Genomic DNA, 15,042 nt, shown 5'->3' with positions numbered 1-15,042 from the left:
AGAGGTAGAAACAGATTGCTGCGAAATACAACAATCTATCTAGCCTCTTTTTATATGCCTCGATTAAAAGCCAGAAAAATCATCCCTAAAACTAGAATCAGATAGATAGCTAATGCTAAGATACGTTGACGTATTTGATAAGCTTTTTTGTCCACACGAACTGGGAAAATAACAGCACACAGAGCTCCTCCAACTGCTCCGCCTAAATGTCCTGCCAAACTAATTCCTGGTGTCAAACTTAATACCAAGTTCATCACTAAAAGGATTAAATATGACTGGCCGAGTTGTTGAATATAGGGATTGCGGACCGCATAGCGCAACGTAATAATAGCCCCAAAAATCCCAAACAAAGATGTAGAAGCACCCGCCGCCACAGCACTTGGAGTGAAAAAGAACACAAAGACATTTCCTAAGATACCAGACATCAAGTAAAGAAACAAAAAATTCCACGAGCCAAAAATATCCTCAGCTTGCCGCCCGATAAAATATAGCGTAATCATATTCATAGCAAAATGCTCTAAGCCGATATGAACAAAAATAGCTGAGGCCAAACGCCAAATTTGACTCGGAAAATATTGGATACTGCGTCCATGCATAGCACCAAACTCATAAATTGTTTGAGTGCTGGCGTACGCAAAGCCACGTAATAAAAACATCGTTAAAAAAAATCCTGCCGTTACAAGTAATAAGATACTTGTAACAGGATACTGTTTATCATACAGTTTATTCACAAATCAATACCTCCTGAACGGGAATATCATAATTATCTGGTTGAAAATCTGTTAATTGACAAGGATAAATTGTGCTTACTGTCTTCCCCTGAAACTCAGCCAAATAGCGATCATAATAGCCACCTCCATAACCAATACGATATCCTTTTTTGTTAAAAGCAACACCCGGAACATGAATCAAATCAATATGAGTCTGCTCTACTACTCGTTCACTTCTTGGCTCCCAGAGACCGAAAGCAGTCAATTCCAAGTCATTTGGATTATAATCCATAAATACCATGCATCCATTGCGATAAGTCTTCGGAATCAAAATCCGTTTACCATCTGTTTGAGCCTGCTTGATGAAAAGTATAGTATTAAATTCATGCGACAAAGGAAGGTAGGTCGCAATTATTTTAGCATGTTGATAAGCAAGGGTTTCCAGTAAATTTTGAGTAAGAACAGCATCTCTCTGCTGTTTTGCTATAACTTCCTGCCCCTTCATTTGTCTGATGATGTTTTTTCGCAAATTTACTTTCATTTACCTTCTCCTTACTCAGCAATATCACCAAGGTTTCCAACCATACTATTCATTAACCTTAGCCTTTAAAAGTTTTCCAAATTTATCAATAGCAAAAGGTAATGCTGCTTCATTTGGTGTCATCTGAGGGTGATGAAGAGCGTAGAGACTGTCAATTCCCAACCAGAACATAACACCCTTAACTTTACTGAGTAGATATCCAAAGTCTTCACCAGTCATAGCGGGCGAAATTTCAATCATGTGCACACCGTTCTCATTTCGGAAAAAATTCATACATTCAACGGCTAATTCAGGGTTATTTTCTACAGGAAGGTAACCGCCTTGTTTTAATTCCAAATCAAGCTCTACACCGAAAGACTGAGCCACTCCTTCGGCAATTTCCTGCAAGCGTCTCTGAGTAAGTAGATTCATCTCCTGCGTCAACGTCCGAATCGTTCCGTGGAGAAAAGCAGTTTCAGCAATCACATTATTCGTCGTTCCAGCATGTAGTTCACCAAAGGTAATGACAGCTCCTTCAATTGGATCCACATTACGACTCACAATCGTCTGAATCTGAGTAACAAAATAAGCGGCCGCTACTAAAGCATCATTAGCATCCTGCGGAAAAGCAGCGTGACCGCCCTTACCCTTAAAGGTTAATTTGACTTCACAAGTTCCCGCAAAAAGTGTTTTAGTATTGGTAGCAATCTCTCCAACCTTGAGATCAGGCCGTACATGAAGCCCATAAAATTCATCCGGCAACCAGTCACTAAAAACTCCGTCTTCATACATAAGCATGCCACCGGCTTCATTCTCCTCAGCTGGCTGGAAAAGAAAAAGCAGATTATTCTTAGGCTGCTCAGTAGTTAGTAGCTCCAACAGCCCTAGAGCAATTGTCATGTGCATATCATGTCCACAAGCATGCATCCGTCCCTCATGTTGACTAGCACAGGCAAGTCCAGTCTCTTCAACAATCGGTAAACCGTCAATATCTGTTCTCCAACCAATCGTCTTAGTAGGTGCACTTCCTTTAATAAAAACCAAAATCCCCGTATGCCAAACCCGAATCTCAACAAAATCCAAACCTGCAGTAAGTTCATCAATCACTCGCATCAGATAGGCATGGGTCTTGTACTCTTCTAATCCGATTTCTGGAATTTGGTGCAAGTCTCGACGAATTTTTTGATAATCAATCATACTATTCCTTCTTTACAGTATCCGAAGAGCATCTTCCAACGCTGTTTTCTGCTCAGTTTGTTCATCAATTTTTTTAATCACACGCGCAGGCACACCAGCTACTACGACATTTTCTGGTACATCTTTTGTCACAATAGCACCTGCAGCTACGACAGAACCGTTGCCAATCTGCACTCCCTCAATAACAACAGCATTGGCACCAATCAAGACACGATCTCCAACCCGAACTGGACTAGCACTAGCTGGCTCAATAACTCCTGCCAAAACTGCCCCGGCACCAACATGACTGTTTTTACCGACAATAGCACGACCGCCCAGGACGGCACCCATATCAATCATAGTCCCATCACCAATCTCCGCACCGATATTGATGACTGCCCCCATCATGATGACAGCATTATCTCCGATTACTACCTGATCACGAATAATAGCACCTGGCTCAATCCGAGCATTGATATTGCGTTTATCTAACAAGGGAACTGCCGAATTGCGACCATCTTGCTCTACCACATAGTCTTTATTTTCTATTAAATCAGCTAAAAGTGGCTCAATGTCTTCCCAGTCCCCAAAGAGAACATTGCCTAACTTGACAACAGAATCTGACACTTCGCCTACTAGTTTGCCTTCAAACGTCACTTTTACATTCGTACGTTTCTTGGCATCTGCGATAAACTGGATAATTTCTTGAGCAGTCATTTTAGTCGCTGTCATAGACATTCCTCGCTTTAATTTAGTATTAAGGGTTATTATAACATAAAATCAAACATTTCATCATATGAAGTAAGTAAAAACACCACAAGTTTGAAAAATGTGATGTTTTAACTGGATTTATTGAATGTTCTTTAACATATTTTCGATGTGCTCAATTGATTTCTCACGTCCAAGCAGATAGATAGTATCTGGAAGTTCTGGACCGTGCATTTCACCTGAAACAGCGATACGAATTGGCATGAAGAGATTTTTGCCTTTAATCCCCGTTTCTTTTTGAACTGCTTTGATTTGCGGGAAGATATTTTCTGATTTGAAATCTTCATCGCTCATCGCTTCCAACTTTTCTTTAAATGCTTGTAAAACAGTTGGTACTGTTTCACCTGCCATGAATTCTTTTTCAGCGTCTGTCAATTCTGGGAAATCTTCAAAGAACAAATCAGTCAATGAAACGATTTCGTCAACAGATTTCATTTGTGGTTTGTAAAGTTCAACTAATTTTTCTGCTTTATCAGTCAAACGACCAGCTTCTTCCAAGAATGGTTTCGCCATTGCAAAGATTGTCTCGAAATCTGCATTCTTGATGTATTCGTTGCTCATCCAGTCCATTTTCTTTTGGTCAAAAGCTGCTGGCGACTTGCTCAAACGGTGTTCATCAAAGAGGTTAATCAATTCTTCACGGGAGAAGATTTCATCTTCACCACCTGGGTTCCAACCAAGAAGTGCGATAAAGTTAAAGACTGCTTCTGGCATGTAACCTTTTTTACGGTAGTCTTCGATAAATTGAAGTGTGTTAGTGTCACGTTTTGACAATTTTTTTCCCGTTTCAGAGTTGATAATCAATGTCATGTGGCCGAATTCTGGTGCTTCCCAACCAAGTGCTTCGTAAACCATCAATTGTTTTGGTGTGTTTGCGATGTGGTCATCCCCACGAATAACATGGGAAATTTTCATCAGATGGTCATCTACTACAACCGCAAAATTATAAGTTGGATAGCCGTCTTTTTTCTGGATAACCCAGTCACCACCGATGTTGCCACCTTCAAATTCAATCTCACCTTTGACAAGATCGTTCCACTTGTAAATACCAGATTCATTGACCACAAGACGGACTGTTGGAACAATGCCTGCTGCTTCACGCTCTGCGATATAAGCTGCTTTTTCATCTTCAGACATTCCCAGATATTCATTGATGTAACGAGGTGTTTCTCCAGCAGCTTCCTGACGCTCACGCTCTGCTGCCAGCTCTTCCTCCGTCACATATGATTTGTAAGCCAAGCCTTTTTCAAGTAACTCATTGATATAGCTTTGGTAAATGTCCAAGCGTTCAGACTGGCGATATTTTTCATGCGTTTCTGGGCTCTCATCCCAATCAATTCCTAACCAACGCAGATTTTCCAACTGCGAACGTTCCCCGTCTTCCACATGACGTTTACGGTCAGTATCTTCAATCCGAATGATAAAAGTTCCGCCGTAGTGACGAGCGTAAAGATAATTAAAGAGCGCAGTCCGCGCATTTCCAATGTGTAAAAGTCCCGTTGGACTTGGTGCGTAACGCACACGAATTTGATTCGCCAATTTCATTTCTCCTAGTATCTATCTTATAGTTCTAACAGGAAAAGCCTGTTTTTATTTTAAACGTTACCATTATACCACATAGTTGCCAAAAAGAAATAATAGAAATAATGAAACTTTATTATTCTTTCTCATTGACAAAAGATTAGAGAAAGACAAACCCTCCTTAACAATAAGGTAATACTGTCTGTCTCATCTCTTAATCCAACTCTCAGTTTTTATTTACTTCGTCAAACACCTTTTTCAAAACCTCACCAACAGTTGTCACACCAACTATCTGAATACCTTGTGGAATCGTTAAACCTGACAGGGAATTTTTGGGTACAAAAATCTTGGTAAAACCAAGCTTACTAGCTTCATTGAGACGTTGTTCGATACGATTAACACGACGAATTTCACCTGTCAAACCAATTTCACCAATATAACATTCTTGAGGGTTGGTTGGCTTTTCCTTATAACTGGAAGCAATGGCTACCGCAACCGCTAAATCAATAGCAGGCTCATCTAAGCGCACACCACCAGCTGATTTGAGATAGGCATCTTGATTTTGCAATAAAAGGCCGCAGCGCTTCTCCAAAACCGCCATAATCAAACTAACACGATTAAAGTCCAGTCCTGTTGTTGTCCGTTTAGCATTACCAAAAACAGTTGGTGTTACTAGGGCTTGTACTTCCGCTAAAATAGGCCGTGTTCCTTCCATGGTAACAACAATAGCTGAGCCTGTTGCTCCATCTAGACGCTCTTCTAAAAAAACTTGGCTGGGATTCAAAACCTCAACCAAACCACCCGACCTCATTTCAAAAATACCAATCTCATTAGTAGAACCAAAGCGATTTTTAACGGCTCGTAAGATACGAAAAGTATGCTGCCGCTCGCCTTCAAAGTAGAGCACAGTGTCCACCATGTGTTCTAACATTCGCGGTCCAGCTAAGGTTCCTTCTTTAGTCACATGTCCAACAATAAAAGTCGCAATGTTATTGGTTTTAGCTAATTGCATTAATTCTGCTGTCACTTCACGCACCTGAGAAACAGAACCTTGAACACTGGAAATTTCAGGACTCATCACTGTTTGAATAGAATCAATAATTAAAAAATCAGGCTGGATTTTTTCAATCTCAGCACGAATACTTTGCATATTAGTTTCAGCATAGAGATAAAACTCATTGTCAATATCACCAAGACGCTCGCTACGCAACTTGATCTGCTCCGCTGATTCTTCACCAGAAACATAAAAAACAGTTCCTTTATTGGCTAATTGTGTTGAAACCTGCAAAAGTAGGGTCGATTTCCCGATACCGGGATCGCCGCCAATAAGAACCAGACTGCCTGGTACAACACCACCGCCCAAAACACGGTTGAATTCTTCCATATTGGTCTTGACTCTAGTGGCTTGGCTGGAGGTGACCTGATTTAACTTGACTGGCCGTGTCTTCTCACCTGTCAGTGAAACGCGAGCATTTTTTACCTCAGCAACTTCAACCTCTTCAACAAAAGAAGACCAAGACGAGCAATTAGGACAACGTCCCAGATACTTGGGCGAATTATAACCGCACTCTTGACAGACAAAAGTTGTTTTTTTCTTAGCTATGGTAATTCTCCTTTCGTTACTATTCCAGCAATCTGCCATTGTTGCAGTGTCTTTTGAAATTTTTCCTTATTAATAACGCCAAGACAGGATAAATCAACTGAGGCTTGATAGCCCTTATGGGCTGCTGCCAGAATTGAAGCATTGACGCAGCCATTGCCATCAACACCAATAAATTCTAAACTCTCTGCACCGCTTTCCTCCAAAAATCTTGTTAAGTTTCGGTTCATAAAGCAAGATGCTTGACGCTTTTCAAAGACTTTATCAGACACCAAGGAAAGGCCAATTGCAAAATTCTTCGGTTTCCTTGTTAATTCCCAGAAAAAACGATTAACTATATAAATCACATGGTCTCTTGAATAGCTAGCAATTTTGTCATTAACAGCCGCAGTCAGCGCTTCACTATCATAAGCTTTTCCAGTAGCAACGTAGTCTGACTGCATATCTATAACTAATAAATAGTCTGCCATTTTCTTTCTCTATTCTCCAGTTGATCCAAAACCGCCTGTACGTGTGCCAGTCGCTTTATCACCATCTATTAACAGAAAAGGCATAAAAACGCCTTGAACCACACGTTCTCCAGCTTCAAGCACAACTGTTTGGTCTGTCATATTTTTCATCTGGGCAAAAATATGACCTTCATTATTAGGGTTATTGTAATAATCACCATCAATAACCCCAACTGAATTAATCAATACCAAGCCTTTTTTACGTGGATTAGATGAACGATCATAAAGATAAAGCACTTCACCAACCTGCATATAGGCCTTGACACCTGTTGGCACCAGAACAATTGCTCCCGCAGGAATTTCCGTCCGCTCTGCCACTTTCAGATCATAACCAGCTGCATGAGCTGTCTCACGTTTTGGCAATAAATTTTCATTTGTAAAGCTTGAAACAAGCTCAAAACCACGAATTCGCATATTTTTCTCTTTTCTACTTTTGCTTCCTCTATTATACTAAATTCGCAAAAAACACGCAAAATGCAGGTCATCTTTCAGCTTGCACTTTTTAATTTATTCTGGCTCATTCAAAAATCGAATCACTTGCTCGTTGGCATCCACTTCAGCTTTCATACCAAAAGGAACAATCGCTCTTGGAGTGGCATGCCCAACATTTACATTATACAAGATTGGAATATCTGTATCAATGACATCAAGCAGGATTTGCTTGTACTCATCATAGTAGGTTTCATCTATTGGTTTTCCAACAAGGATACCATTTAAAACAGAAAAAATTCCTGTCGTTTTTAAGGTTTCTAGCATTTTTCGATATAAAGTTGGTTCTGATTTTTCTTCACTGGTTTCCAACAAAAGAATTTTTCCTTTCCAAGCTTTCAGCGTAGGAAATAGTTCATATTTGGCACACAATTCAGTAGTGTCCGCATATCGTGAATGAGCAAATATATCATAGATGGATTCCAAGCAACCACCTAAAATTTCTCCAGCAAAGATTGCTCTGCCTTTTAGCAATTCAAATCCTTGATTTTCATGACGAGTTCGTTTCGTTCCCAGAGCTTTTTCGCTGAAATCCGTTCTCTCCTCGTACCAAACTTCGCTCGGGCGGATTTCTGAGATACTGCCTGTCGTAATCAATTCTTTGAAATAAGAAAATGTGTAAGGGAGCATATCTGTCTCTAGTTCACAAACATCAGCAAGAAAAGATTGCCCATAAAAAGTCTTGATTCCTAACTTGTGCAGCATAAGATGATTGATCGTAGTATCAGAAAAACCTAAGAATACTTTCTGATGTACAACTTTTTTTAGCTCATCATTCTCAAACAAATAAGGCAGCAACCGATAAGTATCATCTCCACCAATAGCACATAAAATCATATCAATTGAAGAATCCTTGAAAGCCTGAATCAAATCTTGCGCTCTGGACTCAGGATGATCTGCCAGATAACCCATTCCTTTTTGTGCATGCTCTAAAAACTTCACTTCAAGGCCCAAGTCTCTCAAGCGCTTTACTCCCAAGTTCACTTCATGTTTAACAGCACTTTCTCCAATGATTCCACTTGATAAACTAACGATTCCAACGATCTTTATCATCTTCTCTCCTCCTTAATCAATGATTTGAAACATTATAACATAAATCATCCAAAACCAACGACAAAAATATAAAACAAAAAGACCACCTTTTGGTGATCTTTATAGGGAGATTATTATGAAAAAGTTTAGGATTTCATCAAATAAAGTTAGGAGGTCTTCATTTGATAGTTTTATTATAGAATGATTTTCTTAAATGAAGCTTAAGATTCATTTTAAATTTATAATGCATACAGAAAGGTACCGAAAAAGTTCTAGCTGGCTGTTTTCTTTATTGACTAAAATGCTGGGTAGCCTCGAATTCCAATGATACGACTATCATCTGCTACCATTGTTTAGACTCTAAAATTAGAAGCTGTTGGCCAAAGACTTGAAGGGCATTTTGATACTTCTGTAGCTGAGGTCGAGCTGGCTAGCACGATTAACAATATTCCCTTTCTCAGTTTGAATAACTCAAGAAACCCTAACAGGTAATAGCTATCAATGTGCTGAGTGAGAGCCCAAAATGAAACATTGAATAACTGCAACCCCTGATAAATTATTATCATTGATTTTTCTTAGTGAAACATTTTTGCCATTATATCCCATCCTAATTCGTCTCGCGTCATATTGTAGGTCTCACTAATCATCTCTTTTTCATTCCTCGTAAAACCAAAGATGCCTATGTTGTCTCCCACACAAAATCAACTCATCAATACTCTCAACATAATCTTTCGTCAAATGGTTATCACAAGAGGAAACATCATAGGCAATTCTACAGTAACTTTAATACTCTTATTGTGTTTACAAGAAACAGAAGAATCAATTTTTCCCATCTTACCGGTAAGGCAAAGAGTAATGGTTGCTACAACAAGTGGCCTGCTTGTACGATTTCTTCCCTAACAGTTATTCTCTCTTCTTGCATCTTCTTCAAGAGAAACTACTTCTAACACATCTCTAAATAAGCATTCCAGATAGAAAGACTTACCAACATTCATCTGCCAAGCAATCCACCCCCAACATTAGACAAGAAATTTATCGCTTTCTATGGTAAAATAAAACTAGAAAACTCTACAAGGAGAAGAACATGGAAAAACAAACAGTTGCTGTTTTAGGCCCTGGTTCATGGGGTACTGCTTTGGCACAAGTATTAAATGATAATGGACATGAAGTTCGTATTTGGGGTAATATTGCCGAGCAAATCACTGAAATCAACGAACACCATACCAATAAACGCTATTTCAAGGATATCGTTCTCGATGAAAAGATTACTGCCTATTATGACTTAAAAGAAACTCTTGACGGTGTTGATGCCATTCTTTTCGTTGTTCCAACAAAAGTTACACGTCTTGTAGCCAAACAAGTCGCTCAAGTACTTGATCATCCAGTTAAGGTGATGCACGCTTCAAAAGGACTCGAACCCGATACTCATAAACGACTTTCCATGATTTTAGAAGAAGAATTGTCTCCAAATTTACGAAGCGAAGTGATTGTTGTATCTGGACCAAGTCATGCTGAAGAAACTATCGTTCGTGATATTACTCTTATCACAGCAGCCTCAAAAGACTTAGAAGCAGCAAAATATGTTCAAGAACTTTTCAGCAATCACTACTTCCGCCTCTATACTAATACAGATGTCATTGGCGTAGAAACAGCCGGTGCACTAAAAAATATCATTGCTGTCGGAGCAGGTGCTCTTCATGGTCTCGGTTACGGTGACAATGCCAAAGCTGCCATTATCACACGCGGCTTAGCGGAAATTACTCGTCTTGGCGTCAAACTCGGTGCTAGTCCCTTAACATATAGTGGTTTATCTGGAGTAGGAGATTTAATTGTCACAGGAACCTCCGTTCACTCACGTAATTGGCGTGCTGGTGATGCTCTTGGTCGTGGCGAAAAGTTAGAAGATATTGAAGCCAACATGGGCATGGTTATCGAAGGAATTTCCACCACCAAAGCTGCTTACGAACTCGCACAAGAACTGGGTGTCTATATGCCAATTACTCAAGCAATCTATCACGTGATTTATGAAAGCCTTAACATAAAAGACGCCATTTATGATATAATGAATAATGAATTTAAAGCTGAAAACGAATGGTCGTAATTAGCTACTAAAAAAGGAGTGTCATATGACTCAAGTAAGAAAAGCTGTTATTCCTGCTGCTGGACTTGGAACTCGTTTCTTGCCAGCCACAAAAGCGCTCGCCAAAGAAATGCTACCTATTGTTGACAAACCAACTATTCAATTTATTGTCGAAGAAGCATTAAAATCTGGTATCAAAGACATCTTGGTTGTAACCGGAAAATCTAAACGATCTATTGAAGACCACTTTGATTCAAACTTTGAATTGGAGTATAACCTCAAAGAAAAAGGGAAATCTGACCTTTTAAAACTCGTAGATGAAACAACTGGTATCGGCCTTCATTTCATTCGCCAAAGCCATCCACGCGGTCTTGGAGATGCCGTTTTACAAGCCAAAGCTTTCGTTGGGAATGAACCCTTTGTCGTTATGTTAGGTGATGATCTGATGGACATTACAAACGACAAAGCAGTTCCGCTAACCAAACAGTTAATGAATGATTACAAAGAAACACATGCATCAACCATTGCTGTCATGAAAGTACCACACGATGACGTTTCGTCTTATGGTGTTATTGACCCGCAAGGTGAAGGAGTAAATGGACTCTACAGCGTGGAGACCTTTGTTGAAAAACCAAAACCAGAAGACGCACCAAGTGACCTTGCGATTATTGGTCGCTACCTTTTGACACCAGAAATCTTCTCCATTTTGGAAACACAAGCTCCAGGTGCTGGAAATGAAATCCAACTGACAGATGCCATTGATACTCTCAATAAAACACAAAGAGTATTTGCCCGTGAATTCACAGGTGATCGTTATGACGTTGGTGACAAATTTGGCTTTATGAAAACATCTATTGATTACGCCCTCAAACATCCCCAAGTAAAAGATGACATGAAACAATATATCATCGATTTGGGTAAAAAATTAGATAAGAAAAACTAACAAATCACATTTATAGTTGATATTAGCATCAAAAATTCTCTAGTATCACCACATTTTTCTGTCACAATCTCGTCAACTGTAGTAGGGTGGCTAGATTTAATCTGTGGAGAGGACTGTTTTGGTCTTCTCCTTTTTGATATTCAAAACACTGAAAATACATATTTTATAGCTTTCAAATTTTTGAAAGCTATAAGTATAGCGCTTACTTCCTTTTAGAAGGTTGTTGGCAACTGCTAATTTTGCATTGGAATAAAGAAACTCCAGTACATTGATAATTTTCTTCTTATCTTTGATGAAAGTCATAAAGGCAATCTGCAAAATGGGACTGAACACGTCCATGGTAGCACCCTTAACTTGGTGCTTGACCTTTCGAAGATAGTGTAGGGAACGATTCGGATGATAATTTGAGCTCTCCATTCGAGGCTTTTTTAGAGTCAAAATCTGGCGCAGCAGAACTCATCTTTGCCTTTTTAAAAGTAGCCTCGTCCCAACTCATAATTGGGAGCAAATAGGAAAACTCTATTTTGAATGATAAATGAAGGAGAGACCACCGACTGAACGACAGTGGTCTTCATAGAAACCTTGGTGATTTGTTTTTGAACCATTTTCTGGTGAATACTGTGAAAAATTTAGTGCTTCTTTTTTACTAAAAAGGTCTCCACAATAGCCATTCCTCGCAGGCTTGAGATGTGAAGCGTTGCTTTTTAAGTAGATCAAGATCAAAATCTTATAGGCAACTGTTCCCAGATTAAGGGATTTTAGAAGGCTTTCGGAAATCCTCTTCAGCCATTTTTACAGAGCAATAGACAAGGAATCTGCCTTTCTTAGAATTATCTGATGAGTCTTAGCCTGTTCTACATTTATAAAAATGATACTAGAATCTTCAATTCCCAGTAAGTTTGTGCCAAAATGAAGCTGTTCCATATAGTGGTTTTCTAATGATGGTTTGGATGCTTTTCATCGCAGTTCTTATGGGAATTTTCTTCCACATTCAAAAAGCCCCATCACCTCTGCGACGAATTCCCCTTACTACAAACTTAAACATAAGGTTGACCAAATAGGTGACCAAAAATAATAACAATATAAACTTAGCCACTAATTTATAACAAAATGCAACAGAAAGTACGATTGCTTTACACTTAATCTAAACGCCTCATTTTTATGATCCAAAAAACTCTTGATGTCAAGGTTACTTATTTAATACCAACTTCCTAAAAAGTGCCTACTTTACAAAGTATTTAAGGAATTATACAATTAATATATAAAGAGAGAGTCTAAAAGGAGGTACAAACTATATGATTGATTTCCATTCAATTTTAAAAAAGAACCTTTATGGTGTATTTGCAACAACAGCTAACGGAAAACCTCAAACAAGAATTTTTCAATATCTCTTTTCTGTTGATGATAAGGTATATTTTGGAACAACTAATGATAAACCCACTTATAGGCAATTAATAGAGAATCCCTATATATCATTTTGTTCACACACACCAGATTATATGAATGTATTGTCAATTAACGGAAAAATTAACTTTGTTGATGATTTATCGTTAAAAACTCGAGCAATGGAAGAATACCCAGCTATAAAAGAGCTATACAAATTCCCAGAAAATCCAATATTTGAAATTTTTTATGTAGATATTGAGACAGTAAAAACTTTTGATTTTGAACATGGAGCAAAAGAATATACATTATCTAATTAATCTACAACTAACTTAATAACTCTCTCTTTTTATTTATTATTTACTTTTTTATATGTGTCCCCCCCAATCTCTTAAAGCATATAAAATTGGCTTTAAACTAAGACCTAAGTCGGTTAGATAATATTCTACTTTAATGGGCTTTCCACAATAAACTTTTCTACCAATTAAAGAACTTTCTTCTAATTCGTGTAAATTTTCACTTAATACTTTTTTCGTTATAGGATTAAGAGACCGTTCTAATTGACCATAACGTTTCTTTCCACTAAGCAACTCATGAATTATAAGAACTTTCCATTTATTGGATATTAGCGATAATGTAAGTTTTACAGGACATATATTGTTAACCAAAAAAAATTCCCCTTACTTAATAATTATTATTAAATTTTATTTTTATTCTAACATTAAATCAAATAGAAGTACATTTAAACCAGTATTATAAAACTAATATAGCAAAGAAAGAAAAGTAGAACACCATTATTTATATACACATAGAAGGTATAACACTACAACATGGAAGTAGACAAAACCTAAAAATGATACCTCAATACGAGCAATACCAATAGATAACAAAACCATTAAGATTCTGACAAAACTAAAAAAAGAGCAAGCTCGTATCAATGCTATTCTAGTGCGGACAAATAACGAGAAATTTCTCTTTTTCCATTATGGATTAGAGCATGATATACCATCTGTTGCGACAGCAAATAAAGCCCTTAAGAATAATATTTTAAAAGAACTAAATATTCAACCAATAATAACTACAAAAGGTTTACGCCATACCTACGGCTCATATTTATTACACAACAATGTTGATATGGGAGTAGTTGCAAAAATACTAGGTCATAAAGATATCCAAATGTTGATAAAGGTGTATGGTCATACTATGACACAAAGAATTGATAAAGAGTTCAAAGACGTATAATCTATCATGGATAGATTATAATTGGTGTACAATTTGGGATACGATAAACAAAAACATCAAAAAAAGCCCAGTAGAATAAGCTTTCTACTGAGCTAGTTTTATACCGGCGGCCGGGGTCGAACCGGCACGTCCTTGCGGACACTGGATTTTGAGTCCAGCGCGTCTGCCAATTCCGCCACGCCGGCAAGTTAAACTGGGGTAGCTGGATTCGAACCAACGCATGAGGGAGTCAAAGTCCCTTGCCTTACCGCTTGGCTATACCCCAATACTATAAAATTAAAATAGGCGAGTGATGGGGATCGAACCCACGCATGCCAGAGCCACAATCTGGTGTGTTAACCACTTCACCACACCCGCCATAATTCTATACACGGGCAGTAGGAATTGAACCCACACTGAAGGTTTTGGAGACCTTAGTTCTACCTTTAAACTATGCCCGTACAAGATGGAAGGGGAGGGATTCGAACCCCCGAACCCGAAGGAGCGGATTTACAGTCCGCCGCGTTTAGCCTCTTCGCTACCCTTCCTAATATCAAACAAATGGCGCGAGACGGAATCGAACCGCCGACACATGGAGCTTCAATCCATTGCTCTACCAACTGAGCTACCGAGCCAACCTATTGCGGGAGCAGGATTTGAACCTACGACCTTCGGGTTATGAGCCCGACGAGCTACCTAGCTGCTCCATCCCGCGCTATTCCTACTAAGGAGGATGTGGGATTCGAACCCACGCACGCTTTTACACGCCTGACGGTTTTCAAGACCGTTCCCTTCAGCCGGACTTGGGTAATCCTCCGATAAATATAGTCCGTACGGGATTCGAACCCGTGTTACCGCCGTGAAAAGGCGGTGTCTTAACCCCTTGACCAACGGACCATGTTATTCCCAAAATGGGCACGAGTGGACTCGAACCACCGACCTCACGCTTATCAGGCGTGCGCTCTAACCACCTGAGCTACGCGCCCAAGTTCAAAAACTTGGTATGAACACCTCTGTTCAAAGCGGGTGACGAGAATCGAACTCGCGACAACAGCTTGGAAGGCTGTAGTTTTACCACTAAACTACACCC

Annotated in this window: 13 protein-coding genes, 11 tRNA genes and 2 pseudogenes; 4 read left to right on the top strand and 22 right to left on the bottom strand. The window is 39.0% G+C overall.

Going from position 1 to position 15,042, the window contains the following annotated elements; all coding sequences use genetic code 11:
- Positions 1–50: 50 nt before the first annotated feature.
- The 9 genes from HMPREF1654_RS06795 to HMPREF1654_RS06755 all read right to left on the bottom strand — a co-directional run bounded on the left by HMPREF1654_RS06795 (position 51) and on the right by HMPREF1654_RS06755 (position 8,346).
- Positions 51–731: a rhomboid family intramembrane serine protease gene (locus HMPREF1654_RS06795; protein WP_003073952.1), complete on the bottom strand. Its 681-nt coding sequence runs from the start codon at positions 729–731 to the stop codon at positions 51–53.
- On the bottom strand, positions 724–1,251 hold the full coding sequence (locus HMPREF1654_RS06790) for a 5-formyltetrahydrofolate cyclo-ligase (protein WP_003075962.1): 528 nt from the start codon (positions 1,249–1,251) through the stop codon (positions 724–726). The genes HMPREF1654_RS06795 and HMPREF1654_RS06790 overlap by 8 nt, the downstream gene beginning before the upstream one ends.
- A 45-nt stretch (positions 1,252–1,296) precedes the next feature.
- On the bottom strand, positions 1,297–2,427 hold the full coding sequence (locus HMPREF1654_RS06785) for an N-acetyldiaminopimelate deacetylase (protein WP_003076069.1): 1,131 nt from the start codon (positions 2,425–2,427) through the stop codon (positions 1,297–1,299).
- A 12-nt stretch (positions 2,428–2,439) separates the two neighbouring features.
- A complete protein-coding gene (dapD, locus tag HMPREF1654_RS06780) occupies positions 2,440–3,138 on the bottom strand; it encodes a 2,3,4,5-tetrahydropyridine-2,6-dicarboxylate N-acetyltransferase (protein WP_003075982.1) in 699 nt (232 codons plus the stop codon).
- Between the two features lie 117 nt (positions 3,139–3,255).
- Positions 3,256–4,713: a glutamate--tRNA ligase gene (gene gltX, locus HMPREF1654_RS06775; protein WP_003075851.1), complete on the bottom strand. Its 1,458-nt coding sequence runs from the start codon at positions 4,711–4,713 to the stop codon at positions 3,256–3,258.
- Between the two features lie 208 nt (positions 4,714–4,921).
- Positions 4,922–6,337, bottom strand: a complete 1,416-nt coding sequence (gene radA, locus HMPREF1654_RS06770; protein WP_003076150.1) for a DNA repair protein RadA — start codon at positions 6,335–6,337, stop codon at positions 4,922–4,924.
- Entirely contained in the window at positions 6,295–6,765 is a 471-nt protein-coding gene (locus tag HMPREF1654_RS06765; protein ID WP_003075964.1) for a cysteine hydrolase family protein, read from the bottom strand. The genes radA and HMPREF1654_RS06765 overlap by 43 nt, the downstream gene beginning before the upstream one ends.
- Positions 6,766–6,774: 9 nt before the next feature.
- Positions 6,775–7,218: a dUTP diphosphatase gene (locus tag HMPREF1654_RS06760; RefSeq protein WP_003075842.1), complete on the bottom strand. Its 444-nt coding sequence runs from the start codon at positions 7,216–7,218 to the stop codon at positions 6,775–6,777.
- Positions 7,219–7,311: 93 nt separating this feature from the next.
- Positions 7,312–8,346 carry a S66 family peptidase gene (locus HMPREF1654_RS06755; protein WP_003076122.1) on the bottom strand — a complete coding sequence of 345 codons (1,035 nt, stop codon included), beginning with the start codon at positions 8,344–8,346 and terminating at the stop codon, positions 7,312–7,314.
- A gap of 1,063 nt (positions 8,347–9,409) precedes the next feature.
- Here HMPREF1654_RS06755 and HMPREF1654_RS06750 point away from each other — a divergent pair.
- Complete coding sequence (locus HMPREF1654_RS06750; protein WP_003076007.1) at positions 9,410–10,426, top strand: NAD(P)H-dependent glycerol-3-phosphate dehydrogenase; 1,017 nt, start codon at positions 9,410–9,412, stop codon at positions 10,424–10,426.
- A gap of 25 nt (positions 10,427–10,451) precedes the next feature.
- Positions 10,452–11,348 (top strand): UTP--glucose-1-phosphate uridylyltransferase GalU, encoded by an 897-nt coding sequence (galU, locus tag HMPREF1654_RS06745; protein WP_003076182.1) that lies wholly within the window; start codon positions 10,452–10,454, stop codon positions 11,346–11,348.
- 96 nt (positions 11,349–11,444) lie between these two features.
- Here galU and HMPREF1654_RS06740 read toward each other — a convergent pair whose 3' ends face one another.
- Positions 11,445–11,765 (bottom strand): hypothetical protein, encoded by a 321-nt coding sequence (locus HMPREF1654_RS06740; protein ID WP_080568623.1) that lies wholly within the window; start codon positions 11,763–11,765, stop codon positions 11,445–11,447.
- A gap of 878 nt (positions 11,766–12,643) precedes the next feature.
- Between HMPREF1654_RS06740 and HMPREF1654_RS06730 the strand changes: the two genes are divergently transcribed.
- On the top strand, positions 12,644–13,051 hold the full coding sequence (locus HMPREF1654_RS06730; RefSeq protein WP_003073927.1) for a pyridoxamine 5'-phosphate oxidase family protein: 408 nt from the start codon (positions 12,644–12,646) through the stop codon (positions 13,049–13,051).
- A 29-nt stretch (positions 13,052–13,080) separates the two neighbouring features.
- On the opposite strand, the pseudogene HMPREF1654_RS06725 reads toward HMPREF1654_RS06730, so the two are convergent.
- Positions 13,081–13,399 (bottom strand): annotated as a pseudogene (locus HMPREF1654_RS06725) (winged helix-turn-helix transcriptional regulator).
- A 112-nt stretch (positions 13,400–13,511) separates the two neighbouring features.
- Here HMPREF1654_RS06725 and HMPREF1654_RS06720 point away from each other — a divergent pair.
- A pseudogene (locus HMPREF1654_RS06720) lies at positions 13,512–13,973 on the top strand (tyrosine-type recombinase/integrase); the annotation flags it as partial.
- A 101-nt stretch (positions 13,974–14,074) separates the two neighbouring features.
- On the opposite strand, the gene HMPREF1654_RS06715 reads toward HMPREF1654_RS06720, so the two are convergent.
- The 11 genes from HMPREF1654_RS06715 to HMPREF1654_RS06665 all read right to left on the bottom strand — a co-directional run bounded on the left by HMPREF1654_RS06715 (position 14,075) and on the right by HMPREF1654_RS06665 (position 15,042).
- Positions 14,075–14,158 (bottom strand) — tRNA-Leu (locus HMPREF1654_RS06715).
- Positions 14,159–14,166: 8 nt separating this feature from the next.
- Positions 14,167–14,238, bottom strand: a tRNA-Gln gene (locus HMPREF1654_RS06710).
- Between the two features lie 19 nt (positions 14,239–14,257).
- A tRNA-His gene (locus HMPREF1654_RS06705) sits at positions 14,258–14,330 on the bottom strand.
- 12 nt (positions 14,331–14,342) lie between these two features.
- Positions 14,343–14,413, bottom strand: a tRNA-Trp gene (locus tag HMPREF1654_RS06700).
- Between the two features lie 6 nt (positions 14,414–14,419).
- Positions 14,420–14,500: transfer RNA gene (locus HMPREF1654_RS06695), tRNA-Tyr, on the bottom strand.
- 14 nt (positions 14,501–14,514) lie between these two features.
- Positions 14,515–14,587 (bottom strand) — tRNA-Phe (locus tag HMPREF1654_RS06690).
- Positions 14,588–14,593: 6 nt separating this feature from the next.
- Positions 14,594–14,667 (bottom strand) — tRNA-Met (locus HMPREF1654_RS06685).
- Positions 14,668–14,679: 12 nt separating this feature from the next.
- Positions 14,680–14,769 (bottom strand) — tRNA-Ser (locus HMPREF1654_RS06680).
- A gap of 8 nt (positions 14,770–14,777) precedes the next feature.
- Positions 14,778–14,849 (bottom strand) — tRNA-Glu (locus HMPREF1654_RS06675).
- 15 nt (positions 14,850–14,864) lie between these two features.
- A tRNA-Ile gene (locus HMPREF1654_RS06670) sits at positions 14,865–14,938 on the bottom strand.
- Positions 14,939–14,973: 35 nt separating this feature from the next.
- Positions 14,974–15,042: transfer RNA gene (locus HMPREF1654_RS06665), tRNA-Gly, on the bottom strand.

It is taken from the genome of Streptococcus intermedius SK54 = ATCC 27335, assembly GCF_000413475.1.
Classification (GTDB): domain Bacteria; phylum Bacillota; class Bacilli; order Lactobacillales; family Streptococcaceae; genus Streptococcus; species Streptococcus intermedius.
This window is presented reverse-complemented; position numbering and strand designations above follow the sequence as displayed.